Source organism: Arhodomonas sp. SL1 (genome assembly GCF_052060015.1).
Taxonomy (GTDB): Bacteria; Pseudomonadota; Gammaproteobacteria; order Nitrococcales; family Nitrococcaceae; genus Arhodomonas.
In genome coordinates this window covers 132,366-155,962 of the sequence record NZ_JBPODZ010000005.1, presented here as the reverse complement: position 1 = coordinate 155,962, position 23,597 = coordinate 132,366, and the positions used below count along the sequence as shown (strand labels likewise).

22 protein-coding genes are annotated in these 23,597 nt (G+C 68.5%); 16 read left to right on the top strand and 6 right to left on the bottom strand.

Going from position 1 to position 23,597, the window contains the following annotated elements:
* Nucleotides 1-50: 50 nt before the first annotated feature.
* Nucleotides 51-1,340, bottom strand: a complete 1,290-nt coding sequence (gene urtA / locus ACQ754_RS09240) for an urea ABC transporter substrate-binding protein (protein ID WP_440996729.1) — start codon at nt 1,338-1,340, stop codon at nt 51-53.
* A gap of 321 nt (nt 1,341-1,661) precedes the next feature.
* Between urtA and ACQ754_RS09235 the strand changes: the two genes are divergently transcribed.
* The gene (locus ACQ754_RS09235; protein WP_440996728.1) at nt 1,662-2,855 is read left to right on the top strand and encodes a DUF5924 family protein; all 1,194 of its coding nucleotides are present in this window, start codon (nt 1,662-1,664) and stop codon (nt 2,853-2,855) included.
* Between the two features lie 17 nt (nt 2,856-2,872).
* On the opposite strand, the gene ACQ754_RS09230 is transcribed toward ACQ754_RS09235, so the two are convergent.
* Nucleotides 2,873-3,544 carry an alpha/beta hydrolase gene (locus tag ACQ754_RS09230; protein ID WP_440996727.1) on the bottom strand — a complete coding sequence of 224 codons (672 nt, stop codon included), beginning with the start codon at nt 3,542-3,544 and terminating at the stop codon, nt 2,873-2,875.
* A gap of 108 nt (nt 3,545-3,652) precedes the next feature.
* On the opposite strand from ACQ754_RS09230, the gene lptM reads away from it, so the two are divergent.
* The 5 genes from lptM (at nt 3,653) to xerC (ending at nt 7,619) form a co-directional block, all read left to right on the top strand.
* Entirely contained in the window at nt 3,653-3,793 is a 141-nt protein-coding gene (gene lptM / locus ACQ754_RS09225) for an LPS translocon maturation chaperone LptM (RefSeq protein ID WP_440996726.1), read from the top strand.
* Nucleotides 3,794-3,809: 16 nt separating this feature from the next.
* The gene (gene lysA / locus ACQ754_RS09220; protein WP_440996725.1) at nt 3,810-5,063 is read left to right on the top strand and encodes a diaminopimelate decarboxylase; all 1,254 of its coding nucleotides are present in this window, start codon (nt 3,810-3,812) and stop codon (nt 5,061-5,063) included.
* Between the two features lie 90 nt (nt 5,064-5,153).
* Nucleotides 5,154-6,014: a diaminopimelate epimerase gene (gene dapF, locus ACQ754_RS09215; RefSeq protein WP_440996724.1), complete on the top strand. Its 861-nt coding sequence runs from the start codon at nt 5,154-5,156 to the stop codon at nt 6,012-6,014.
* Nucleotides 6,011-6,718, top strand: a complete 708-nt coding sequence (locus ACQ754_RS09210; RefSeq protein WP_440996723.1) for a DUF484 family protein — start codon at nt 6,011-6,013, stop codon at nt 6,716-6,718. Before dapF ends, ACQ754_RS09210 begins: the two co-directional genes overlap by 4 nt.
* Entirely contained in the window at nt 6,711-7,619 is a 909-nt protein-coding gene (xerC, locus tag ACQ754_RS09205; protein ID WP_440996722.1) for a tyrosine recombinase XerC, read from the top strand. Before ACQ754_RS09210 ends, xerC begins: the two co-directional genes overlap by 8 nt.
* A gap of 24 nt (nt 7,620-7,643) precedes the next feature.
* Here xerC and ACQ754_RS09200 read toward each other — a convergent pair whose 3' ends face one another.
* Nucleotides 7,644-8,576 carry a LysR family transcriptional regulator gene (locus ACQ754_RS09200; protein ID WP_440996721.1) on the bottom strand — a complete coding sequence of 311 codons (933 nt, stop codon included), beginning with the start codon at nt 8,574-8,576 and terminating at the stop codon, nt 7,644-7,646.
* A 96-nt stretch (nt 8,577-8,672) separates the two neighbouring features.
* Between ACQ754_RS09200 and ACQ754_RS09195 the strand changes: the two genes are divergently transcribed.
* From ACQ754_RS09195 to ubiB, 9 genes are all read left to right on the top strand, one after another.
* Nucleotides 8,673-9,827 carry a TauD/TfdA family dioxygenase gene (locus tag ACQ754_RS09195; RefSeq protein WP_440996720.1) on the top strand — a complete coding sequence of 385 codons (1,155 nt, stop codon included), beginning with the start codon at nt 8,673-8,675 and terminating at the stop codon, nt 9,825-9,827.
* A 10-nt stretch (nt 9,828-9,837) separates the two neighbouring features.
* Entirely contained in the window at nt 9,838-10,419 is a 582-nt protein-coding gene (locus ACQ754_RS09190) for an HD domain-containing protein (protein ID WP_440996719.1), read from the top strand.
* A gap of 50 nt (nt 10,420-10,469) precedes the next feature.
* Nucleotides 10,470-11,441, top strand: a complete 972-nt coding sequence (locus ACQ754_RS09185) for an ABC transporter substrate-binding protein (RefSeq protein ID WP_440996718.1) — start codon at nt 10,470-10,472, stop codon at nt 11,439-11,441.
* A 229-nt stretch (nt 11,442-11,670) separates the two neighbouring features.
* A complete protein-coding gene (gene hslV / locus ACQ754_RS09180; protein WP_440996717.1) occupies nt 11,671-12,222 on the top strand; it encodes an ATP-dependent protease subunit HslV in 552 nt (183 codons plus the stop codon).
* 8 nt (nt 12,223-12,230) lie between these two features.
* Nucleotides 12,231-13,553 carry an ATP-dependent protease ATPase subunit HslU gene (hslU, locus tag ACQ754_RS09175; RefSeq protein ID WP_440996716.1) on the top strand — a complete coding sequence of 441 codons (1,323 nt, stop codon included), beginning with the start codon at nt 12,231-12,233 and terminating at the stop codon, nt 13,551-13,553.
* A 180-nt stretch (nt 13,554-13,733) separates the two neighbouring features.
* A complete protein-coding gene (locus ACQ754_RS09170) occupies nt 13,734-14,129 on the top strand; it encodes a gamma-butyrobetaine hydroxylase-like domain-containing protein (protein WP_440996715.1) in 396 nt (131 codons plus the stop codon).
* 3 nt (nt 14,130-14,132) lie between these two features.
* On the top strand, nt 14,133-14,900 hold the full coding sequence (ubiE, locus tag ACQ754_RS09165; RefSeq protein ID WP_440996714.1) for a bifunctional demethylmenaquinone methyltransferase/2-methoxy-6-polyprenyl-1,4-benzoquinol methylase UbiE: 768 nt from the start codon (nt 14,133-14,135) through the stop codon (nt 14,898-14,900).
* 10 nt (nt 14,901-14,910) lie between these two features.
* A complete protein-coding gene (locus ACQ754_RS09160) occupies nt 14,911-15,549 on the top strand; it encodes a ubiquinone biosynthesis accessory factor UbiJ (protein WP_440996713.1) in 639 nt (212 codons plus the stop codon).
* A complete protein-coding gene (ubiB, locus tag ACQ754_RS09155; protein WP_440996712.1) occupies nt 15,546-17,216 on the top strand; it encodes a ubiquinone biosynthesis regulatory protein kinase UbiB in 1,671 nt (556 codons plus the stop codon). Before ACQ754_RS09160 ends, ubiB begins: the two co-directional genes overlap by 4 nt.
* An 18-nt stretch (nt 17,217-17,234) precedes the next feature.
* Here ubiB and ACQ754_RS09150 read toward each other — a convergent pair whose 3' ends face one another.
* Together ACQ754_RS09150 and ACQ754_RS09145 are read right to left on the bottom strand one after the other, a co-directional pair.
* A complete protein-coding gene (locus ACQ754_RS09150) occupies nt 17,235-17,786 on the bottom strand; it encodes a cyclodeaminase/cyclohydrolase family protein (protein ID WP_440996711.1) in 552 nt (183 codons plus the stop codon).
* Nucleotides 17,786-19,519, bottom strand: coding sequence for a formate--tetrahydrofolate ligase (locus ACQ754_RS09145; protein ID WP_440996710.1), 1,734 nt, complete (start codon nt 19,517-19,519; stop codon nt 17,786-17,788). Before ACQ754_RS09145 ends, ACQ754_RS09150 begins: the two co-directional genes overlap by 1 nt.
* A gap of 326 nt (nt 19,520-19,845) precedes the next feature.
* Between ACQ754_RS09145 and ACQ754_RS09140 the strand changes: the two genes are divergently transcribed.
* Nucleotides 19,846-20,892: a GlxA family transcriptional regulator gene (locus ACQ754_RS09140; RefSeq protein WP_440996709.1), complete on the top strand. Its 1,047-nt coding sequence runs from the start codon at nt 19,846-19,848 to the stop codon at nt 20,890-20,892.
* Between the two features lie 50 nt (nt 20,893-20,942).
* Here the strand turns inward: ACQ754_RS09140 and ACQ754_RS09135 are convergent, their stop codons facing one another.
* Nucleotides 20,943-23,510 (bottom strand): GcvT family protein, encoded by a 2,568-nt coding sequence (locus ACQ754_RS09135; RefSeq protein ID WP_440996708.1) that lies wholly within the window; start codon nt 23,508-23,510, stop codon nt 20,943-20,945.
* Nucleotides 23,511-23,597 lie beyond the last annotated feature (87 nt).

The window sequence follows — 23,597 nt, the reverse complement described above, 5'->3', positions numbered from 1 at the left end:
GGCTCTCCGCATCCATAATAGGGGGCGGCGGACGCCGCCCCCTTGGCGGCTCAGTAGTCCTGGCCCGAGCACTCGCCGCTGGCGACGTTGTAGTTGCCGCAGGCCAGCGGCTCGCGCCAGTCGGCGATGATCTCGGCGCTATCGGGCAGGAAATCCGACCAGGCGTCGCCCGGCACCATCCCCGGGGTCTCCCAGACCACGGCGAACTGGCCGTCGTCCTGCACCTCGCCGATGAGCACCGGCTTGCTGATGTGGTGATTGGGCATCATCGCCGAGACGCCGCCGGTCAGGTTGGGGGCGGTCACGCCGATCATGGCATCCACCACTGCCTCGGGATCGGGCGTGCCGGCCTTCTCCACCGCCTGCACCCACATGTTGAAGCCGATGTAATGGGCCTCCATAGGGTCATTGGTGACCCGCGACTCGTCACCGATGTATTCGTGCCAGGCCTCGATGAAGGCCTCGTTCTCCGGCGTTTCCACACTCTGGAAGTAGTTCCAGGCAGACATGTGCCCGACCAGGGGCGCGGTGTCGATGCCCGAGAGCTCCTGCTCGCCCACCGAGAAGGCGATTACCGGGATATCGGCGGCGGAGACACCCTGGTTGGCGAGCTCCTTGTAGAAGGGCACGTTGGCGTCACCGTTGATGGTGGAGACCACCGCGGTGGGCTTGCCCTGGGAGCCGAACTCCTTGATCCGGGCGACCTCGCTCTGCCAGTCGGAGAAGCCGAAGGGCGTGTAGTTGACCAGGATGTCCTCCTCGGCCACACCCCGATCCATGAGATAGCGCTCCAGGATCTTATTGGTGGTGCGCGGGTAGACGTAGTCCGTGCCCTCGAGCACGAAGCGCTCGATCCCGAGCATGTTGCGCAGGTAATCCACCGCCGGGATGGCCTGCTGGTTGGGCGCCGCCCCCGTGTAGAAGACGTACTTGGAGGACTCCTCCCCCTCGTACTGGACCGGGTAGAACAGCGGCACCTCGAGCTCCTCGACCACCGGCAGCACCGATTTCCGCGACACCGAGGTCCAGGATCCGAAGATCACGTCCACCTCTTCTTGGGTGATGAGCTCGCGGGCCTTTTCGGCGAACAGCGGCCAGTCGGAGGCCGGGTCGACCACCACGGGCTCAAGCTCGCGGCCGAGCACGCCGCCCTCGGCGTTCTGCTGCTCGATGAGCATGAGCATGGTGTCCTTGAGGGTGGACTCGCTGATGGCCATGGTGCCGGAGAGCGAGTGAAGCACCCCCACCTTGATGGGTTCGGCGGCGTGGACGGGGCCGGCGCTGGTCACAGCGGCGGCGGCGACGGCCCCGGCGAGATACTGGCGGATGGATTGGCGCATGATTCCCCTTCCTCGGTCGCTGGGATGAGCGGCACCGCCACCTGCGGTGCCCACCACGGAAGGGTTTCAGGGATCATGCCAACTCGATACACCTCATGCTAGTCAGACGGTTACCATCCCCTGGCAGCAACGGAAAGGAACGGGTTGATGCCCTATGGTGCAGTGCGCAACACCATGGGGCACCATTGCGGTGCGCGGATTCAAAGGGCAAGCACCCGCCGCAACCAGGCACCGACGGCGCGGATCCCCCCCGGCAGATCGCGGCCGGTCGCCGTTTGGCGACAGACTGTCCTCGGGGCCCCGTGCTGGTAGGGTTCGCCCATGAACAACGGCCTCACCTCGCCGGACCACCAGGAGCCCACCACCACCCGCGATGCCCCACGCCTGCGGGCGGTGCAGGATCTGGTGGAGCGGTGGGTGGCACGGGCCCGTCCCTGGAGCGGGCTATGGCCACCCACAGCCCTGCTCCTCGGCCTGGCGAGCTTCTTCCTGGTGGAGCGCCAGCAGTGGCTCGGCGGCGCGCTCGCCCTGGGTATGCTACTGAGCTGGCTGCTACTGCTGTTCGAGGGGGTGATAGGCCGCGGGCTTGCCCGCCGCGGCTATCCCGCCATGCCGCGGGCCGTGACCACCTTCGTCACCCAAATGGTCCACCAGGAAACCCTATTCTTCGCCCTCCCGTTCCTGCTCGCCACCACGGTCTGGAGCAGCGGTCAGGCCCTGTTCACCTTGCTCATTATTGCTATGGCCCTGCTCTCGATCCTCGATCCGGTGTACTACCGGCTCGCCGAGCGCTCCCGGTGGCTCTACTTCGCCTTCCATGCCCAGTGTGTCTTCCTAGTGGTGCTGGTCGCGCTCCCAGTGATGCTGAAGCTGACCACCGGCGAGAGCCTGCTGCTGGCCCTGGCGGCGATGATCGTGTTCAGCCTGCCCAGCGTGCTGCACCTGTTGCGCCCCGTGACCGGGCGCCACGGTCTCGCGGTGCTGACGCTGCTCCCGGCCCTCGCCCTCGCCGGATGGAGCGGGCGGGTCTGGGTCCCGCCAGCGAGCCTGTGGATCTCCGGCAGCGCGCTGTCCCCGGAGTTCGATGAGCAGCAGCGCGCCCCCCGGGGCAACATGCCGCTGACCGCGGAGGCGCTGACCGGCAACGGGCTATATGCCTATACATCCATCCACGCCCCGCGCGGCCTGCGGGAGAAGGTCTTTCACGAATGGCGGCATGACGGGAAACTCGTTGACCGCATCCCCCTGGTGATCCACGGCGGCCGCGCCGAGGGCTATCGCGCATGGACCCACAAGGAGAACTTCCCCGAGGAGCCGGTGGGACAATGGCGCATTGACGTGATGACGGCGAGCGACCAGCGGATCGGGGTGCTGCGCTTCACCGTCGCCGAGACCGAGGCCGACGCTACCGTGGCCGACGGGTCGATCACCAACCCGCCGGGGGTACCCGGCCTCCGCCTGGGACAGCTGTTGCCGGAGCCCGCACCGGCACGGAAGGCGGATACGGACGGCTGAGCGGGAGAGGCAGGCGGTCAGAGCCCGAGCACCCGCCGCAACCAGGCACCGACGGCGCGGATCTCCTCCAGGCAGACGGCGTGCTGCATGGGGTATTCGTGCCACTCCACCGCATAGCCGGCCGCCTCGAGATGCTCCTTGGAGGTGCGGCCCAGCTCGAAGGGCAGCACCGGGTCCATGGTCCCGTGGGCGAGGAACAGCGGTGTCTCCGCGTTGGCGGCATCCGCCTCGCCGAGGCGTTCGCGCAGGGGCAGGTAGGTGGAAAGCCCCATAATCCCGGCCAGCCGCTCGGGATGACGCAGGCCCGTGTGCAGTGCCGCGGCACCGCCCTGGGAAAAGCCCGCCAGCACCAGCCGCCGCGCCGGGACGCCGCGCTCGTGCTCACGGCGGATCAGCGCCTCGATCCGCGCCTGACTCGCGGCGATGCCGCGGGCGTCCTCGGTCATGGACTCGCCGAGCCCGTAGAGGTCGTACCATGCACGCATGGCCATGCCGCCGTTGAGGGTCACCGGCTGCACCGGCGCATGGGGAAAGACGAAGCGTACCGCGGCCGTGTCGGGTAACCCGAGCTCCGGGACGATGGGCTCGAAGTCGTGGCCGTCGGCGCCGAGGCCGTGCAGCCAGATCACCGACGCGGTAGCACCCTCCGCCGGGCCCACCTCCACGGATTCCAGCAATTCGTCGTTCATGGGATAGCTCCTCCGATGTCGCAACCGGCCGGCAGCTTAGCAGCCCAAGGACGCGGTCAACACGGCGGCCGATCCTCGCTATACTGGCGCGCTCACACGGGAGGTCCCATGCCGTTTCGAACACTCGCCGTCGCGACCGTTGCCCTGGCCCTCCTCCTGGCCGTGACCGGCTGCGGCCGCAAGGGTGATCTCTACCTGCCCGAGGGGACACCGTCGGGAGCGGCGGAGACCCCGGCGGACGAAGCCTGACCATTAAGGAGCATCCATGGGTTTCCAGCGCCGCGACGGTGAATGGTACGCCGAGGACGTCGCACTCTCGGCGATCGCCGCCGAGCATGGCACCCCCAGCTACGTCTACTCCCGCGCCGCCATCGAGGCCGCCTGGCGCGGCTTCGACGAGGCCTTCGGCGGGCGCGACCACCTGATCTGCTACGCGGTCAAGGCCAACGGCAACCTCGCGGTGCTCGATCTGCTTGCCCGCCTGGGCTCCGGCTTCGACATCGTCTCCGGCGGTGAGCTCGAGCGGGTGCTGGCCGCCGGCGGCGATCCCGCCAGGGTGGTGTTCTCCGGCGTGGCCAAGAGCGAGGCGGAGATGGCACGGGCCCTGGAGGCCGGCATACTGGCATTCAACGTGGAATCCGAGGCCGAGCTGCAGCGCCTCGACCGGGTGGCCCGCGTCCACGGGGTGCAGGCACCGGTATCCGTGCGCGTGAACCCGGACGTGGACCCGGGTACCCATCCCTACATCTCCACCGGGCTCAAGGAGAACAAGTTCGGCGTGGGCATCGGCCAGGCGCGCCGGCTCTATCACGAGGCCGCGGCCATGGCGGGGATTCGGCTCACCGGCGCGGGCTTCCACATCGGCTCGCAGCTCATGGATGTGGCGCCGGTGGCGGACGCCCTGGAGCGCCTGCTCACCCTGGTGGACGAGCTCGCCGCCGCCGGCATCACCCTTTCGCACTTCGACCTCGGCGGCGGCATGGGCATCCGCTACCGCGACGAGGAGCCGCCGGCGCTGACGGACTACGCCGCCGCAGTGCTGGCGCGCCTGGAGGGACGGCCCCAGCGGATACTGCTGGAGCCCGGCCGCGCCATCGTCGGCAATGCCGGGGTGATGCTCACCCGCGTGGAGTACCTCAAGCACAACGAGGGCCACGACTTTGCCGTGGTGGACGCCGGCATGAATGACCTGCTGCGCCCCGCCCTCTACGGCGCCTGGCAGGCCATCGAACCGGTGCGCCCGCGGCAAGACGTACCGCCGCGGCGCTACGAGGTGGTCGGCCCGGTCTGCGAGAGCGCGGATACCCTGGGCAGTGGCCGCGAGCTCGGCGTGGCCGAGGGGGATGTGCTCGCGGTGCGCTCGGCAGGTGCGTACGGCTTCGTCATGGCCTCCAACTACAATGGTCGTCCTCGGCCGCCGGAGCTGCTGGTGGACGGCGATCAGGTGCACGTAGTGCGAGAGCGAGAGACGCCCACCGAGCTCTGGCGCGGCGAGCACCGCCTGCCGGGTCGACGCTGATGCCAACCCGGTTGTATCAGCGTCGAGAGGGCCATATCCTGCATTGACACACCATGATTATGGCGGTGCGTCATCATAGCGGGGAGCGGGATGCAGGCTTTGGGCTTCGCCAAGATGCAGGGTCTTGGCAACGACTTCGTGGTTATCGACGCCACCGACGAGCCGGTGGCGCTCACCGGGGCGCAGGTACGGGCCATCGCCCACCGGCGCCTCGGCGTGGGCTGCGATCAGGTGCTGATCGCCGAGCAGCCCACCCGCGAGGACGCTGACTTCCGCTATCGCGTCTACAACGCCGACGGCAGCGAGGTCGAGCACTGCGGCAACGGGATACGCTGCCTTGCGCGCTTCCTCCACGACCGCGGCCTCGCCCGCCCCGACACCCTGCGCATTGAAACCGCCAACGGTTTGGCCGTGGTACACCTACGCGACGACGGCCTGGTGGCGGTCGACATGGGCGCGCCCATACTCGGGCCCGAGCGCATCCCTTTCCGCGCCGAGGAGCAGGCGGTGACCTATCCCCTGCTGGTAGACGGCACGGAGTTGGAGATCAACGCGGTGTCCCTCGGTAACCCCCATGCGGTGCTACTGGTCGAAGACGTGGACCGGGCCCCGGTCACCGAGCTCGGGCCCACCATCGAGCGGCATCCGGATTTCCCCAACCACGTCAACGCGGGCTTCCTCCAGGTGGTCTCGCGGGATCATGCGCGCGTCCGCGTCTACGAACGCGGTGCCGGCGAGACCCTGGCCTGCGGCACCGGCGCCTGCGCCGCCATGGTAGCGGGCCGCCTGCGCGGGCTGCTCGACGCCCACGTCACCGTGGCCCTGCGCGGCGGCGAGCTGGTCATCGACTGGGCCGGCGAGGGCGAGCCGGTGATTATGACCGGTCCCGCCGAGCACGTGTTCGACGGGGTGATCCCCATGCCTCCGGCAACCGAAGACCTGGCACCATGACCCCCTACGCCGAGAACGAAAATGAACCGGAGCGCGATGACGCGGAGGAGCGGCGGATCGCCGCCTACCTGGCCGAGCACCCGCGCTTCTTCACCCGGCACCGCAGGCTGCTGTCCACGCTGTACGTCCCCCACGACGTGGCGCCGGCGATCTCGCTGCTGGAATACCAAGTGGGCATCCTCCGGGACAACGAGCGGCGGCTGCGCCGGCGCCTCGACGACCTGCTGCGCATCGCCCGTGAGAACGATCGCCTCTCCGAGCAGCTCCACCGCCTGACCCTCGAGCTGATGGATGCCGAGGGCGGCGAGGCCACCCTCAACACCCTGGAGAGTGTGCTGGTGAGCGACTTCCGGGCCGACTGCGTCGAGGTCACGTTGGTGGGGATGGAGGCCCCGTCGCTGAACGCCCGACAGCTCGCCACCGGCGACAACGAGGCCCGGCGGCTGCGGGAGCTCTTCCGCGGCCATCGCCCCGTAATCGGGCGGCTCACCACCGAGCAGATGCAGGCGGCCTTCGGTGACGCCGCCGACGGCCTGCACTCCGCCGCCGTGGTCCCCTTACAGGACGGGCCGGTGCAGGGGCTGATCGCCATCGGCAGCCGGGACCCGGAGCGCTACGCCGGTAACCTGGGAACGGTCTTCCTGGAGCGCCTCGGACAGATCGTGGCCCGGCGCCTGCGCCACGGCCTGGCGGGTCATGGCTGACGACGCCCTCGCGGGTGCCGTCACCGCATTCCTCGCCCACCTCCGGGATGAACGGGGCCTGTCACCGGCGACCGTTCGTCATTACGGCAGGGACGTAGAGGCGTTCGCCCACCATGCCCGGGAGGCCGACCTCCCCGCCTGGGGACGTGTCACCGAGGCCGATGTCCGCGCCTTCATCGCCGCCCGCCACCGTCGTGGCCTCGGCGGTCGCTCCCTGGCCCGCATGCTCTCGGCCCTGCGCACCTTCTTCGCCTACCTAATGCGTGAAGGGTTGGTGGCGAACAACCCCGCCACCGGCGTCCCGGCGCCGCGCGCCCCACGCCGGCTGCCGGAGACCCTGGACGTGGACGAAACCGCCCGGCTCCTCGACGGCAACGACGACGACACCCTCGCTCGCCGCGACCGCGCGATCTTCGAGCTGGTCTACTCCAGCGGCCTGCGCCTCGCCGAGGTAGCGGCCCTGGACGTCGCCGATGTGGCCGGTGACCCGGAGACCCTGCGGGTGGAGGGCAAGGGGGCAAAGACCCGCATCGTGCCCGTAGGCCGGCGGGCCCGGACCGCGGTGCAGGCCTGGCTCGCGGTTCGCGGCAGCCTCTCCCCGGCCGGCGAGCCGGCGCTGTTCGTCAGCCGCCGCGGCCGCCGGCTCGCCCACCGCTCCATCCAGCAGCGGCTGCGGGTTATGGCCCGGCAGCAGGGGCTGGATCGGCCCGTGCATCCGCACATGCTCCGCCACGCCTTCGCCACCCACCTGCTGGAATCCAGCGGCGACCTGCGCGCCGTCCAGGAGCTGCTCGGCCATGCCAGCCTGGCCACCACCCAGGTCTACACCCACCTGGACTTCCAGCACCTCGCCGAGGTCTACGACCGCGCCCACCCGCGGGCCCGACGCAAACGGGACTGAACGGGTTCGGAGACGTCCAAAGCCCTATCCCCCCTTGGCTCCATCGCTCGCTCCGCCCTCGCGCCGAAGCCAGTCCACAACGGGCGCGACCGAGGCGGCATCCGGGTTACGGGCGCCCAGCAGATAGCCACGGCTGGACCGGCGAATCACCGGTTTCAGGGGCATCAGCGTGCCCTCGCGCACCAATGGCCTGACGAGCTCGTCCCAGCCCAGAGCGAGCCCCTCGCCTTCCACGGCGGCATTCAACAACAGTGGATAGTTGTTGTAACGGAATCTGGGGGGGTGTCCCGGTGACGGCAGACCGGCCAGTTCGCACCAGCGGTGCCAATCCAGCCAGCGCGGGTCCTCATGGTCCATGTGCAGTAGCGGCGTCCCCGCAAGCTCGGCGGCGGTGACCGTCCCGCAGAGCGCGTACCGGTCCCCGAATCCGGGGCTGCACACCGGATAGACGGCCTCTTCGAACAGGGGCTGCTCGTTTTCGGTGCGCTCGTCAAGGGCACCGAAGCGAATGGTGAGATCCGCCGACATCATCTCCGGGCTACCGTCCTGATCGACCGGCACAACATCGAAGCGAGTGGCCGGAAACGCCGATTCCAGCCTCGCGAGCCGGGGCAGCAACCACAGATGCACCAGTCCGAAATGCGCGGCGATAACGAGCTCCCGACCACGCGCCTGTGCTCGCGAACGCAGACGCCGCGAGGCGCGGGTGATATCGAGCACCGCCTCCCCGACTTCGTCGTAGTAGCGGCGGCCAGCCCGCGTGGGCGAGACACGACGGCCATCGCGATCGAATAGCGGCAAACCGAGGGCGTCCTCCAGCGAGCGTACACGCTGCGAGATAGCGGGCTGTGTGCTGCCGAGCTCGGCGGCCGCGGCAGTAATGGAGCCCAACCGCATAACCGCCTCGAAGGCCAGCAATGCCTTCATGGACGGCACCGGGGAACGGCTTTCACTCATAAATTTTCTGCATGTGATTCATCAAATGATTGGGAGTTTAAAGCCTCTTACAACAATTTTGATAATAGTCAAAGCAATCAACCGCGGAGCTCATCGATGCCACAAGCAGTCCATTTCGAAGTAGACAGCACAGTCCCGCGGATGACGGTGGCGCAGGGCGAAGAGCGTTTCGAGCTGCCGGCATTGTGGCTGCGGGAACACTGCCAGGACGCCGATCATTTGGATCCGACCACGCAGCAACGCCTCTTCGACCCGCACCAACTCCCCGATGACCTCGCGCTGACTGCGGCGGAACGAAAGGACGACGAGGGCGTCGAGCTGGCGTTCAGCGACGGCTATCGGGGGTACTACCATCTTCCCGCGCTAGCCGCGGAGTTCGATCCCTACGATGGCTGTCCGCAACCGCAGCCCTGGACCGCCGACCTTGACCGGGGGCAACAGACGTTTGATTGGCCAAGCCTGGACACGGGACAAGCCCTCCACGCGGCCACTGTCGCCTTCCTGCGCTATGGCTTTATCATTCTGCGGGAGGTGCCGACACGGCCCGAGGAAATCCTGACGGTGGCACGTACGTTCGGCAATCTGCGCGAAACCAACTTCGGGCAGTACTTCGAGGTCTATTCACGGCCGCGGTCCAATGACCTGGCCTATCGGCCGGTGCACCTCGGCCCGCACACCGACAACCCCTACCGCGAGCCGGTGCCCGGCATCCAGCTCCTCCACTGCCTGGTCAATGAGACCTCCGGCGGGTGGTCGACCCTTGTCGACAGCCTCAGCGTTGGCGAGCAACTCGCCAGCGAAGACCCGGAGGGATTCGCCATGCTGTCACAAACCCCGGTCCGTTTTCGCTTCGTGGACAGCACCAGCGAACTGGTGGAGCGTCGGCCGATCATCCGCCGCGATGCCCAAGGCCGGATGACCGGTGTGCACTACAGCCCTCGACTCGATTACCTGCCACTGCTGCAGGGGGAATCGCTCCAGCGTTTTCACCGGGCGCGGCGCCGGCTCGGAGAGCTTTTCACCGATCCCCGCTACGAGATTCGTTTCCCGCTGAGCGCCGGTGAGCTCATGTTCTTCGACAACAACCGCGTCCTTCATGGCCGCACCGCCTTCGATCCGAACGAGGGCCGGCGCCACCTCCAGGGGTGCTACATCGATCCGGACGGGCCGCGGAGCCTGTGCCGTACCCTGAAGGAGCGGGCCGAAGGCGAAAGCCACCCGGCAATGTCGACAGCAAGCGGCTGGAGGTAAGGAGCTCGCCATGGAGACAGTCGCATTTCGACAAATGCGCGAGGGCACCAGGGCCGAGTACGAGTTCCTCTCACGCCTCGAAAACGAGTACATGGAGGGTCTCCCCGAGCGCATTCTGACTGCGCTGCAACGGCTCGAGCACTCCCTGAGCGGCTACCGGGTTACACGGCTGGAGCACTCGCTACAGGCGGCGACCCGGGCCGAGGACGACGGCGCTGACGAGGAGATGGTACTGGGCGCACTGGTGCATGACATCGGCGATGAGTTGGCGCCAGCCAATCATTCTCAGCTGGCAGCGGCGGTAGTCCGCCCGTACGTTCGCCCGGAGGTCACCTGGGTCCTCGCTCACCATGGCGTCTTCCAGCTCTATTACTACGGTCACCATATCGGCGAGGATCCGATGGCCCGCGAACGTTTCCGCGGCCACCCCTGGTTCGCTAGCTGCGTGCACTTTTGCGAGCGCTACGACCAGGCGGCTTTCGACCCCAACTATCCAACGCGCGGGCTAGCCCATTTCGAGCCACTGGTACGCCGCATCTTCACTCGCCCGCCATTCGACCCCGCAGTGGTCGGTGACGATGCGGCGGAATGAAGCACTGCCGGTGGCGTTCCCGATTTCCCCAAGCCACAAGAGATAATGACATGCGACTGAAACTAGTAACCATCCTGGCAACCACCCTCGGCCTGATGCTGAGTACCGCGGTGAGCGCCGAAGAGGACTTCGACTGCGATACGGTACGCTTTGGCAAGGTCAACTGGACCGGGGTATCGATAAAGACCGCCACGGCGAGCTGGATGCTCGAGCAGCTCGGGTACGACACCGAAGTCACCAGTGCCTCCGCACCCATCGTCTACCAGACCATGAAAGGAGGCGAACTGGACGTCTTCCTAGGCCAGTGGATGCCCTCGCAGCGCGAGGTGTTCCGGCCATTCGCCCGGGAGGGTTCCATCGACGTCGTCTCGCCCAACCTCCAGGGTGGGAAATACACCATCGGCGTGCCCAGCTACGTCTATGAGGCGGGTGTTACCAGCATCGAGGATCTCGACGCGCACAAGGAGCGATTTGGTGGAGAAATCTTCGGCATAGAACCCGGAAGCGGCGGTAACACTACCCTCACGCGCATGATCGAGGATGATTACGCCGGCCTTGGCGACTGGGAGCTCGTTGCCTCGAGCGAGCCCGGAATGCTCTCCGAGGTGCGCAAGCGTGAACGCAGCGAAGAGTGGATCGCCTTCCTGGCCTGGTCGCCCCATCCGATGAACGTCAACCACGACCTCAAGTACCTCTCCGGCGGCGAAAGCTATTGGGGGCCCAACAAGGGCGAGGTCATCGTCAACACCGTTACCCGGAAGGGCTATGCCTGGGCCTGCGCCAACGTGGGGCAGTTCCTGGATAACTACGACTACACCGTCGCCGAGCAGAGCCGTGCGATGGACTACGTCAACAACGAGGACATGGAATACCTGGAGGCCGGCAAACGGTTGATCCGCGAGAACCCGGAGCTCCTCGATCGCTGGTTCTCCCGGAGCGGCATCTATCAGACCGGCGGCATCACCACCGCGGACGGTGAACGCGACGCCCACGAGGTCATCGCGGACGCTCTCGGTCTTTGAGCCCTTCGACGCGGCGGCGCACCGCCGCCGCGTCCCCCACCCGGACAGGCAGTACTACCCGCCGAACACCTCGAAGGTCCTCGCTCCCGCATGGGCCGTTCGAATCTATCACTGACGCGCCCCCTCGTTATACGCTCAGCCATCGGCCGCCTTGAAAGGCCGACGTCGGCGCCCCACCGTTGTAGAATCGGCGACCCTGACGACCATTCACCCCATTGCGGAGTCCGACGTGAGGCAATTCGACGGCACCACCATCCTGGCGGTGCGCCGCCACGGCCGGGTGGCCCTGGGCGGCGACGGCCAGGTCACCCTCGGCGACACGGTGATGAAGGGCAACGCCCGCAAGGTCCGGCGGCTCTACCACGAGCGCGTGCTGGCGGGTTTCGCCGGCGGCACCGCCGACGCCTTCACACTGTTCGAGCGCTTCGAGGGGCAGCTGGAGAAGCACCGAGGCAATCTGACCCGGGCGGCCGTGGAGATGGCCAAGGACTGGCGCTCCGACCGCGCCCTGCGACGGCTGGAGGCGCTGCTGGTGGTGGCCGATCACGAGACCACCCTGATGCTCTCGGGTAACGGCGACGTGGTCGAGCCCGAGCGCGATCTCATCGCCATCGGCTCCGGCAGCGGCTACGCCCAGGCGGCGGCCACGGCACTGGCGGAGACCACCGAGCTCGGCGCCCGGGAGATCGTCGAGCGGGCCCTGCACATCGCCGCCGACATCTGCATCTACACCAACCATACCCTCACCGTCGAAGAGCTGGGCGGCACCGAGCGGGAGTGAACACCGAGATGTCCGAGATGACCCCACGCGAGATCGTCCAGGAGCTGGACAAGCACATCATCGGCCAGTCCCAGGCCAAGCGGGCAGTGGCGGTGGCGTTGCGCAACCGCTGGCGGCGCATGCAGGTGGACGAGGCCCTGCGCGCGGAGATCACCCCCAAGAACATCCTCATGATCGGACCCACCGGCGTGGGCAAGACCGAGATCGCCCGGCGCCTGGCCCGGTTGGCGCGGGCACCGTTCATCAAGGTGGAGGCCACCAAGTTCACCGAAGTGGGTTATGTCGGTCGGGATGTGGAGTCCATCGTCCGGGATCTGGTGGATAACGCCATCAAGATGACCCGCCAGGAGGCCATGGAGGCGGTGCGGGTCAAGGCCGCCGACGCCGCCGAGGACCGCATCCTCGATGCCCTGCTCCCGCGGGCCCGCGGCTGGGAGGACGACGACAGCGGCAGCGGCACCCGCCAGAAGATGCGCAAGAAGCTCCGCGAGGGTGACCTCGACGAGCGCGAGATCGAGATCGAGCTCCGCGCCCAGGGCCCCGGTGTGGACATCATGGCGCCGCCGGGCATGGAAGAGATGACCAGCCAGCTACAGAGCATGTTCCAGAACCTCGGCGGCGAGCGCACCAAGACCCGCAAGTTGCCCATCCGCGAGGCCCGGCCGCTGCTCGAGGACGAGGAGGCGGCGAAGCTGGTCAACGAGGAGGAGGTCAAGCAGCAGGCCCTGGAGCGGGTGGAGCAGAACGGCATCGTCTTCCTCGACGAGATCGACAAGGTCGCCAAGCGTGCCGAGTCCGGCTCCGGTGGCGACGTCTCCCGGGAGGGCGTGCAGCGCGACCTCCTGCCCCTGGTGGAGGGATCGACGGTCTCCACCAAGCACGGCATGGTCAACACCAACCACATCCTGTTCATCGCCTCGGGGGCGTTCCACGTCTCCAAGCCCTCGGACCTGATCCCTGAGCTCCAGGGCCGACTGCCCATCCGCGTGGAGCTCGAGGCGCTGGCGGTGGAGGACTTCGTGCGTATCCTCACCGAGCCAAACGCCTCGCTGGTGCGCCAGTACCAGGCGCTCATGGCCACCGAGGGGGTAACCGTGGAGTTCGCCGACGAGGGCGTCGCCCGAATCGCGGAGGTGGCCTGGGAGGTCAACGAACGCACCGAGAACATCGGCGCCCGACGCCTGCACACCGTCATGGAGCGGCTCCTGGAATCGGTCTCCTACGAGGCGCCCGACCACGCCGGCGACAGGGTGCGCATCGACGCCGAATACGTGGACCGCCACCTCGCCGACCTGGCCCATGACGAGGACCTGAGCCGCTACATCTTGTGAGCCCAGGCCACAACAGGAGCGTTACAATCCGGTGCGCGGAGGTCGGGCGTGTGAGTCCCGCCGCGGACCGTCGGCGGCCAGGGATGGCCGCCGTCGAGCGTACAGGGAAGTATTTACCGCGTGTCCACGGCGGGACTCACGCGCCCGGCCTCCGCCCTGAATAGAACTCGAGAGGTCGCCATGCAACAGCCGCCGCGCACCGACACCGGCCGCAGCCCCACCGAGATCCGCCTGCACCGGCGCTCGGCGGTGCTGGAGATCGCCTTCGACGACGATTCCCGCTTCCACCTGCCGGCCGAGTACCTGCGGGTCTACTCGCCCTCGGCCGAGGTGCGCGGCCACGGCCCCGGCCAGGAGCAGCTGGTCGTGGGCAAGGAGTCGGTGGGCATCACCCGCATCGAGCCCGTCGGCAACTACGCATTGCGCCTGGTCTTCGACGACGGGCACGACTCGGGGCTATACTCCTTCGACTTGCTCTATGATCTGGGCGCCCATCAGGCGCGCTACTGGCAGGACTACCTGGATGCGCTAGCGCGCGCGGGCATCGAGCGCCGAACCAACCCCGCAAAGGAGTGAGCCGTGGGCAGCGGCGAGCATCGACAGGATCCCGATACCACCGACTTCGGCTATCAGCGGGTCCCGGTGGAGGAAAAGGCCCGGCGGGTGGGGGCGGTCTTCGAATCCGTCGCCGAGCGCTACGACCTGATGAACGACCTGATGTCCTTCGGGCTGCACCGGATCTGGAAGCGCCAGGCCCTCAACGCGGGCAGCATCCGCCGCGGCCAACGGGTCCTGGACCTGGCCGCCGGCACCGGCGATCTCACCGAGGCCATTGCCCGCCGGGTAGGCCGCGACGGACGGGTGGTCAGCTCCGACATCAACCCGGCGATGCTCGCCCGCGGCCGTGACCGGCTCATCGACGCCGGCGTGGTAGAGAACGTCGACTATGTCATCGCCGACGCCCAGCAACTGCCCTTTGCCGACGCCAGCTTCGACCGCGTCACCATGGCCTTCGGGTTGCGCAACGTCACCCACAAGGAGCGCGCCCTCGCGGCGATCCGGCGAGTGCTGCGCCCGGGTGGGCAGGTCACCATCCTGGAGTTCTCCAAGCTCTACCTGCGCCCGCTCCGCCCCCTCTACGACGCCTACTCCTTCATCATGCTGCCGGCGATGGGGCGGATCGTGGCCCACGATTCCGCGAGCTACCGCTACCTTGCCGAGTCCATCCGCATGCACCCGGACCAGCAGACCCTGCTCGAGCTGATGACCGGCGTGGGCTTCGAGGACTGCGACTACATCAACCTCTCCGGCGGGGTGGTCGCCATCCACCGCGGCCACGTCTACTAGGCGGGCGGCGATGGCGGAGCCCAGTGGCATCCTCGCCGAAGGCGCCCTGCGGGTGATCGAGCAGGCGATCAACCGCATCCTCGCCATGGACCCGGACAGCCCCCGGCGCCTCGAACCGCTGGTAGGCCGCACCCTGGCGGTCCGTTTGACCGACCCCGAGCTGGCGGCGCGGGCGGAGTTCGTGGCCGACGGCCTGCGCCTGTCCCCGCCCGGGGATGCCGAGACGGCGGATGCGGAGCTGGACGCCAGCGTCCCTGGCCTGCTGGCCCTGGCGAGCTCCGGCGGCCGACGCGGCCGGGATGTGGCCTTCCGCGGCGACGTCGGCGTCATCCAGGAGGTGCGGGCCCTGTTCGCCGGCCTGGACGTGGACTGGGAGGAGCAGCTCTCCCGGCTCACCGGCGACATCATCGCCCACCAGGTCGGCCGGGGCGTGCGCGACGCCCGGGCCTGGGGGGAGCGCACGGCGGACTCGCTGATTACGACCCTGGGCGAATACCTCACCGAGGAGGCGCGCTACCTGCCCCCGGCCGCGGAGGCGGCGGCCTTCATCCACGACGTGGACCGCCTGCGCGCCGACTGCGACCGCCTCGAGGCACGGATCCGGCGGCTGGAACGGCGACTGGACGGGGCCGAAGGGAGCCGGCCGTGATCCTGCGCCCGGGGCTGCTGCTGCGGCTGTTCTACATCAACCTCATCCTCATCAAGCACGGCCTCGACGAGGTCATCCTGGCGACCCACCTCTTTCGGCCGCTGCGCTTTCTCAAGCTGTTCATGCCCTGGAGCTGGTTCCGCCACTACCGCCAGAGCCGGGGCGAGCGCATCCGCTGCGCCCTGGAGGACCTCGGCCCCATCTTCGTGAAGTTCGGCCAGATCCTTTCCACCCGGCGCGATCTGGTGCCCCCGGACATTGCGGTGGAGCTGGCCCGGCTGCAGGACCGGGTGCCGCCATTCCCCAGCGCCCGCGCCCGTGCCCTGGTGGAGGAGGAGACCGGTCAACCGGTGGAGGCGCTGTTCGCCCACTTCGAGGCCGACCCCCTGGCCTCCGCCTCCATCGCCCAGGTCCACGGCGCCGAGCTCCACGACGGCCGCCAGGTGGTGGTCAAGGTGGTGCGCCCCGGCATCCAGCGCACCATCGACAACGACCTGCAGCTGATGTACACCGTGGCCCGGCTCGCCCACCGCTACTGGCACGAGGCCTACCGGTTGCGCCCTGTCGAGGTGGTCCGTGAGTTCGACAAGACCATCCACGACGAGCTTGACCTCATGCGCGAGGCGGCCAACGCCGCCCAGCTACGGCGCAATTTCGAGGGCTCGGAGCTGCTCTACATCCCCGAGGTGTACTGGCCGGCCACCCACACCCGGGTGATGGTCATGGAGCGCATCCACGGCATCCCCATCAGCCACGTGGACACCCTGCGCGCCCATGGCGTCAACATGAAGGCGCTGGCCGAGCGGGGCGTGGAGATCTTCTTTACCCAGGTCTTCCGCGACAGCTTCTTCCACGCGGACATGCACCCGGGCAACATCTTCGTCGACCCGCGGGAGCCGGACACGCCCCGTTATCTGGCCGTGGACTTCGGCATCATCGGCACCCTCGGCCCCAAGGACCACAAGTACCTCGCCGAGAACTTCCTGGCCTTCTTCAACCGGGACTACCGCCGGGTCGCTGAGCTCCACGTGGAATCCGGGTGGGTGCCCCCGGATACGCGAGTAGACGAGTTCGAGAGCGCCATGCGGGTGGTCTGCGAGCCCATCTTCGAGCGGCCGCTCGGCGAGATCTCCTTCGGGGCGCTGCTGATGCGGCTGTTCCAGACCGGCCGGCGCTTCGACATGGAGGTCCAGCCCCAGCTGGTGCTCCTGCAGAAGACCCTGCTCGCCATCGAGGGCCTGGGCCGCGACCTCTACCCGGAGCTGGACCTGTGGCGCACCGCCAAGCCCTACATGGAGCAGTGGATGCGCGACCAACTCGGCACCCGGGCGCTGATGCGCAACCTGCGCGCCGAGCTGCCCAAGTGGGGGGAATACCTCCCCCAGCTTCCCGGGCGCATTGATACCGCGCTGACCGAGGCCAAGACCCTGCGCGAGCGCGTCGAGGACCAGGAGCGCACCCTGGAGCGCCTACGCCACGAAGTCCGCGACAACGGCCGACGCAACTTCGCCGCCATCATCGGCGCGGCGCTGATCGTCTCCGCCTTCCTCATCGCCGGCCTGGATGGCTACACCCCGATGATGGTCACCGCCGGCGTCCCCCTGGTGAGCCTGATACTCGGCGCCCTGGGCGGGCTCTTCTGCCTCAGTGCCTGGCCCAGGAAGTAGCCCTTGCCGCCATCGGCATCACGGCAGGCGGTCGGCCAGCTCCGCGGCCTGGGCGGCGAGGCCCTCATCGTGGTCGCCGTCCAGGTTCTCGTCGATGAGCGCCGCGGCGGCGCGGCCGCCACCGGTGGCCAGGGCCAGGGCCGCCCGGGCATCCCCGGCCAGCCGTGGGTTGCCGGTGCGCACCAGCTCGTCGGCGAGCTCGGCGAGGCGCACCGCCATCTCCAGCAGCTCCATGGGCACCTCGCAGGCGCCCTCCAGGGCATCCTCCAAGGCCCCGGCGTCCCCCCAGCGGCTCGCGCGTAGCACTGGGGCGAAGGCCGCGGCGTCCGCTTCCATGAGCGCCAGCGCCCGATCCCGCAAGGCATCCGCCTCGGCGGCGATCTCCGCGGCATCGGCCCGGCGGCGCTCGGCGAAACGGGCGCTCATGGCCACCAGGGCCGCGGCGGTGGCGACGGTGAGCCCGGCCCCCGCCCCGCCGGAGGGGGCGGAGCGCCGGGCGGCCAGGGCCTCCAGGAACTCCGAGATCCCGCCGGCGGCGGTGGCGGTCATTTCGTCCGCCCGGGCCGCCATCAGAACAACCCCGTGATTTCGCCGTTGTCGTCGACGTCGATGTGCGCGGCCGCCGGATCCGCCCCGAGCCCGGGCATGGTGCGGATGTCGCCGCAAAGCGCGTAGACGAAGCCGGCCCCGGCGGACAGCCGCACCTCGCGGACCGGCAACGTCCAGCCCGTGGGCGCACCGCGCAGGGACGGGTCGGAGGACAGCGAAAGGTGGGTCTTGGCGATGCATACGGGCAGATCGCCGTAGCCCTGGCGCTGATAGGCGTCGATCTGCCGACGCGCCTCCGGCGAGAAGGAGACGTCGTCGGCACCGTAGATGCGCGTGGCGATACGCTCGATCTTGGCGTCCAGGGCCATGTCCTCGGGGTAGAGGAATTGGAAATCACTGCCCGCCTCGGCCGCTTCCGCCACCGCCTCGGCGAGCTCCGCGGCACCGGCACCCCCGTCGCGGACATGGGTACAGATCGCCACCCGGGCCCCGGCGGCCTCCGCCACCTCGCGGATCGCGGCGTGCTCGCTGGGGTAATCCGATGGGAAGGCGTTGATGGCCACCACCGGCGCCACGCCGTGGGCACGGATGTTGTCGATCTGCTTGGTGAGATTGGCGGCGCCGGCGCGGACGTCATCCGGCCCCTCCGCCTGCATGGCCGCCGGCAGCGGCTTGCCCGGCACCACCCGGTAACGACCGGAGTGGAACTTCAGCGCCCGCACGGTGGCGACGAGCACCGCCGCATCCGGGGTCAACCCCGAGGCCCGGCACTTGATGTTGAAGAAGCGCTCGGCGCCCATGTCCGCACCGAAGCCGGCCTCGGTGATGAGGAAGTCCCCGCCGTGGATACCGATCCGGTCGGCCACGATGGAGGAGTTGCCGTGGGCGATGTTGCCGAAGGGGCCGGCGTGGATGAGCGCCGGGGTGTGCTCCAGGGTCTGCAGGAGGTTGGGCTTGATGGCCTCCTTCAGCAGGGCGGTCATGGACCCCGCGGCGCCGATGTCCTCGGCCGTGACGGGCTCGCCGGAACGCGTATAGCCGACCACCATGCGGCCGAGCCGGCGGCGTAGGTCCACCACGGAGTCCGCCAGGGCGAGCACTGCCATTACCTCCGAGGCGGCGGTGATCTCAAAGCCCGTCTGCCGGGTCACCCCGTCCGCCCGTGGCCCGAGCCCAATGACCGTATTGCGCAGGGCACGGTCGTTGATGTCCATCACCCGCTGCCAGCGCACGGACTCCGGGTCCAGGTCCACACCACGACCGTGATGGAGATGATTATCCGCCATGGCCGCCAGCAGGTTGTGGGCGGCGGTGACCGCATGGATGTCGCCGGTGAGATGGAGGTTGATGCGCTCCATGGGCACCACCTGGCTGTAACCGCCACCGGCGGCACCCCCCTTGATGCCGAGGGTCGGTCCCATGGAGGGCTGGCGTATGGCCACCGTGGCCGTGCGACCCGTGTGGTGCATGCCCTGGGCGAGGCCGATGGAGGTGGTGGTCTTGCCCTCGCCCAGCGGCGTCGGCGTGATCGCCGTGACCACCACGTAGCGCGCCCGCGGGCGGCCGGCGAGCGCGTCCGCAGCGGCCAGATCCAGCTTGGCGATCCCGCGGCCGTAGGGCTCGATGGACTCGCCAGGCACGCCCATACGGTGGGCGATCTCCTCGATAGGCCAGAGCTGCGCCCCGCGGGCAATGCTCAAGTTGTCCGGCATGGTTTGTTGCTTCTCGCCGAGCTCTTCCGGGTTCGTCGCCATTTTCTCTCCTCCCGTGCTGACGGGCCATACAGGGTCGTTACCACGGGTTCCATTATTCTCGCTGCCCCTCGTTACGGTTTGCCCACGGGCGTCAACCGCCGTATCCGGAGCGACATGGCACGAAGCTCATAACTCGTTGTTTTACGGGGATACGATTCGGCGGCGGGGGAAACGGCACCCGTGCGCCAACAGCGGGTGGCGCAGGCGCGCAAATACGCGACGCAAACGCGCAAGTCGGGGCGCTATCCCCCCGGATTTACGGGCCGTAGACTACGGTCTATACCGTTGTATAGGCAGGGAACGGTGCAGCATTGGGAGGAGGAGCAATGGCGCCGATCACCGCGCCAGTGAATGGGCATTACGATATCGGCTTCCTGCTGGTGCCGGGGTTCTCGCAGCTCGCCTTCTCCTCAGCGCTGGAGCCGTTCCGGATGGCCAACCAGCTCACCGAGCGCCGCCTCTACACCTGGCACCTGATGAGCCGGGACGGCGCCCCGGTGAGCGCCAGCAGCGGGCTGCGCACGGCGGTGGACTGCCCCCTGGAGGAGCCGCTGCCGCTGGACCTGGTGGTGGTCTGCGCCGGTGTGGAGGTACAGCACCACTGTGACCGCGAGACCCTGACCTGGCTACGCCGCATGGCGGGCCGCCACGTCCCCCTGGGCGCGGTGTGCACGGGCGGCTACGTGCTCGCCCGGGCGGGCGTGCTCAACGGCTATCGCTGCACCCTGCACTGGGAGCACATCTCGAGCATCCACGAGGCGCTGATGTTCCCGGAGGTGACCTTCACCTCCCAGCTCTTCGTCATGGACCGGGACCGCTACACCTGCTCGGGGGGCGTCGCACCCCTGGACATGATGCTCACGCTGATCGGCCGCCAGCAGGGGCTCGAGCTCGCCGAGGCCATCGCCGAGGAATTCCTCCACGAGCGCATCCGCGACGTGGGTGACCGCCAGCGCACGCCGTTGCGGGTGCGCCTGGGCCACAGCCAGCCGAAGCTCGAGGAAGTGGCCACGCTGATGGAGGCCAATCTCCACGAGCCGCTGTCCCTGGATGAGCTCGCCCGTCACGCCAACCTCTCGCGACGTCAGCTCGAACGGCTGTTCCAGCGTTACGTGGGCTGCCCGCCAGCGAAGTACTACCTGGACCTGCGGCTGACCCGGGCCCGGCAGCTACTGCAGCAGACCAACATGCCCATCACCGACGTGGCCCTGGCCTGCGGTTTCGTCTCCCCGCCGCACTTCACCAAGTGCTACCACGATCATTTCGGTCACTCGCCGAGCCGCGAGCGCCAGCGCCGGCGCGAGCGGCTGGAGCAGACGATCCCGGCACCAATCGATCCGGCACCCCCCGCCCGGCCGGCCGGGGAGGGCTGAGCAGGGGATCGGCTGGATCGGCGCCGGGGCGGCCCCGGCACCGCCCCGGTTCAGCTCTTCGGCCGCTCATTGTCCGGGTCGTACAGCGCCCGGTAGCCCACCGCCTCGATCCGCAGCGGATAGTGCTCGCCGAAGTATTCCATGGTCAACGTCCGGCCGGTCTCCGCATAGTCCGCCGGCACGTACCCCAGGGCGATGATCTCACCCACCGAGGGACCATAGGCGATGCTGGTGACATAGGAGCGCCGGCCCCGCTGGTCCACCAGCACCTCGCCGGTCTCCGGGTCGAGGATGGGGGAATGGCCCACCGGGTAACGCGGCACGCCGCGGCTGTCGGTGTGCTCACGCAGCGTCATGGTGCACAGGTAGGCCGGCTGGCGCTCGCGCTCACGCTGCTCCAGGTAGGCGGCCTTGCCGTGGAATTCCGCCGGCTTGACCTTGGGCCGGGCCAACCCCGCCTCGTAGAGGTTGTACTCGGTGAGCAGGTCCACGTTCTGCAACCGCAGGCTCTTCTCCAGCCGACGGCTGTTGGCATAGGTCTCGATGCCCACCGGCGTGACGCCCTGCTCGTGGAGGATATCCCAGAGGGTGAGCCCATAGCTGAAGGGGGTGTAGAGCTCCCAGCCCTGCTCGCCGACGTAGGAGATGCGGAAGGCCCACACCGGCAGGCCGCGCACGCGGATCTCCCGGGCGGTAGCGAAGGGGAAACGCCCCGGCTCCAGGCCGTCGGGATCATCGGCCACGGCCTGCAGGGTGCGGCGGGCGTTGGGTCCCCACAGGCCCAGGGTGGCCAGGCTGTCGGTGCGCTCCTCGAAGTGCACCCGCTCGAGGCCACGCTCCTCGGCCCTACGGGTCATCCAGACGTAGTCCCGATGGCCGGTGTCGCCGCCGCAGATCACCCGGAAGACGTCCTCGGCGAGCCGCACCACGGTGAGGTCGGAGCGCACCCCACCGTAGGCGTCCAGGAAGTGGGTATAGACGCCCTTGCCAGCGGGCTGACTACCGCCCACCCGGGCGACCGATAGGTACTCCAGCAGCGCCTCGGCGTCCGGGCCGCTGACGTCGAAGACGGCGAAGTGGGAGAGGTTGATCATCCCTACGTCCTCGCTCAACGCCAGGTGCTCGGCGTTGGACACCCGCCAGAAGTGCCGGCCGTCCCACTCGTTGGGCCGCTCCGGCACCCGCTCACCGTAACGCTCCAGCAGGGCCTCGTTGGCGGCATAGCCGTGGGCACGCTCCCAACCCGCCGCCTCCATGAAGTAGCCACCGAGCTCCTTCTCCCGCGGCCAGAAGGGGCCGCGGCGTAGATTGCGGCCGTTCTCGTAGGGCTCGCGGGGATGCACCGGCGGGTCGTAGATCTTGCGGGCGGTCTCCAGGCAACGGCCCTCCACATGGTGGGGGGTCTTCTGGACCGGATAGAACCGGGCGATGTCGATGCCGTGGGGATCCATCTCCGGGCGGCCGAGGCTCATCCAGTCCGCAAGCACCTTGCCCATGCCCGGGCCGTCCTTGACCCACACCGCCTCGCAGAACCACAGCCCGCGGGTCTCCGGGGACTCGCCCACCAAGGAGCTGCCGTCCGGGGTGACGGAAAGCAGCCCGTTGAACGAGCTCTTCTCGTCCCAACCCAACTCCGCGAGCACGGGGGTGAGCTCCATGGCCCGTTCGTAGGCCTCCATCACCTGATCCGGGTAGAGGTCGCGCATGGACGGCGACAGCCGTGCCTCGCCGGGCTCGAGGATGTCCGTGGGATGGACGAGCCGCGGCTCGCTGGCCTCATAGTAGCCCCACTCGATCTGGCCGCCCTCGGTGGTACGGGGATCACCGGTGTCGCGGAGGTAGGCGGAATTGCCCTGGTCGCGGAACAGCGGGTAGCCGATCTCCTTGCCGGTGCCGGCGAAGGTGCCATACGGGCCGAAGAACATCAGCGGGTGCTCCACCGGCATCAGCGGCAGGGTCGCGCCGCCCATGGCCGCCGGTATCGGCCCCCAGATCCCGGAGGTGACGATGACGATGGGGGCCTCGATATAGCCCTTGGCGGTCTCCACCCCGCGCACCCGCCCGTTTTGGACGTCGATATCCAGCGCCCGCGTGTTGGCGAAGGTCTGCAGCCGACCGTTGGCCCTGCCCTGCTCGATCATCTCCCCCGCCACCCGCTGGGAGCGCGGCGCCACCAGCCCGGCGTCCGGGTCCCACATCGCCCCCTGGATGAGGTCCGGATCCACCAGGGGGAAGCGCTCGGCGGCCTCCGCGGCGCTGATCATGTAGGCGTTGGTGCCGAAGGCCTTCCCCGAGGCGACCTTGCGCTTGAGCTCCTCCATGCGCTGGTCATCCCCCACTCGGGCCACCTCCATGCCGCCGACCCGGTAGTAACGGCCCCAGGCTTCGTAGAACCGCCGGCTGTAGGTGGTCGTGTAGCACGACATCTTGTCGTGGGAGGTCATGAAGCAGAAGTCGGAGGCGTGGGAGGTGGAACCGATGTCCGAGGGGATGGCGGACTTGTCGATCCCGACGATGCCGTCCCAACCGTGCTCGATGAGGTGGTGGGCCACCGACGCCCCGACAATGCCCCCCTGGCCGATGATTACCACATTCGCGCTCGCCGGTAGTGTCGCCATGGCCGCTCTCCTCGCCGCTGGTGTGCCTTTGCCAATCACAGTAGTGAAAGCCCCGACCACCCCGCTGTCCGACTGCGACGCGGATTT

Coding starts and splice junctions, on each gene's coding strand:
- ACQ754_RS09190 (WP_440996719.1), top strand. CDS start 9,838: ATGGAGACAGTCGCATTTCGACAAATGCGCGAGGGCACCAGGGCCGAG.
- ACQ754_RS09160 (WP_440996713.1), top strand. CDS start 14,911: ATGGCGGAGCCCAGTGGCATCCTCGCCGAAGGCGCCCTGCGGGTGATC.
- hslU (WP_440996716.1), top strand. CDS start 12,231: ATGTCCGAGATGACCCCACGCGAGATCGTCCAGGAGCTGGACAAGCAC.
- ACQ754_RS09170 (WP_440996715.1), top strand. CDS start 13,734: ATGCAACAGCCGCCGCGCACCGACACCGGCCGCAGCCCCACCGAGATC.
- dapF (WP_440996724.1), top strand. CDS start 5,154: ATGCAGGCTTTGGGCTTCGCCAAGATGCAGGGTCTTGGCAACGACTTC.
- ACQ754_RS09140 (WP_440996709.1), top strand. CDS start 19,846: ATGGCGCCGATCACCGCGCCAGTGAATGGGCATTACGATATCGGCTTC.
- ACQ754_RS09145 (WP_440996710.1), bottom strand. CDS start 19,519: ATGGCGACGAACCCGGAAGAGCTCGGCGAGAAGCAACAAACCATGCCG.
- ACQ754_RS09230 (WP_440996727.1), bottom strand. CDS start 3,544: ATGAACGACGAATTGCTGGAATCCGTGGAGGTGGGCCCGGCGGAGGGT.
- ACQ754_RS09200 (WP_440996721.1), bottom strand. CDS start 8,576: ATGAGTGAAAGCCGTTCCCCGGTGCCGTCCATGAAGGCATTGCTGGCC.
- ACQ754_RS09235 (WP_440996728.1), top strand. CDS start 1,662: ATGAACAACGGCCTCACCTCGCCGGACCACCAGGAGCCCACCACCACC.
- ACQ754_RS09195 (WP_440996720.1), top strand. CDS start 8,673: ATGCCACAAGCAGTCCATTTCGAAGTAGACAGCACAGTCCCGCGGATG.
- ACQ754_RS09150 (WP_440996711.1), bottom strand. CDS start 17,786: ATGGCGGCCCGGGCGGACGAAATGACCGCCACCGCCGCCGGCGGGATC.
- lptM (WP_440996726.1), top strand. CDS start 3,653: ATGCCGTTTCGAACACTCGCCGTCGCGACCGTTGCCCTGGCCCTCCTC.
- xerC (WP_440996722.1), top strand. CDS start 6,711: ATGGCTGACGACGCCCTCGCGGGTGCCGTCACCGCATTCCTCGCCCAC.
- lysA (WP_440996725.1), top strand. CDS start 3,810: ATGGGTTTCCAGCGCCGCGACGGTGAATGGTACGCCGAGGACGTCGCA.
- ACQ754_RS09185 (WP_440996718.1), top strand. CDS start 10,470: ATGCGACTGAAACTAGTAACCATCCTGGCAACCACCCTCGGCCTGATG.
- ACQ754_RS09135 (WP_440996708.1), bottom strand. CDS start 23,510: ATGGCGACACTACCGGCGAGCGCGAATGTGGTAATCATCGGCCAGGGG.
- ACQ754_RS09210 (WP_440996723.1), top strand. CDS start 6,011: ATGACCCCCTACGCCGAGAACGAAAATGAACCGGAGCGCGATGACGCG.
- urtA (WP_440996729.1), bottom strand. CDS start 1,340: ATGCGCCAATCCATCCGCCAGTATCTCGCCGGGGCCGTCGCCGCCGCC.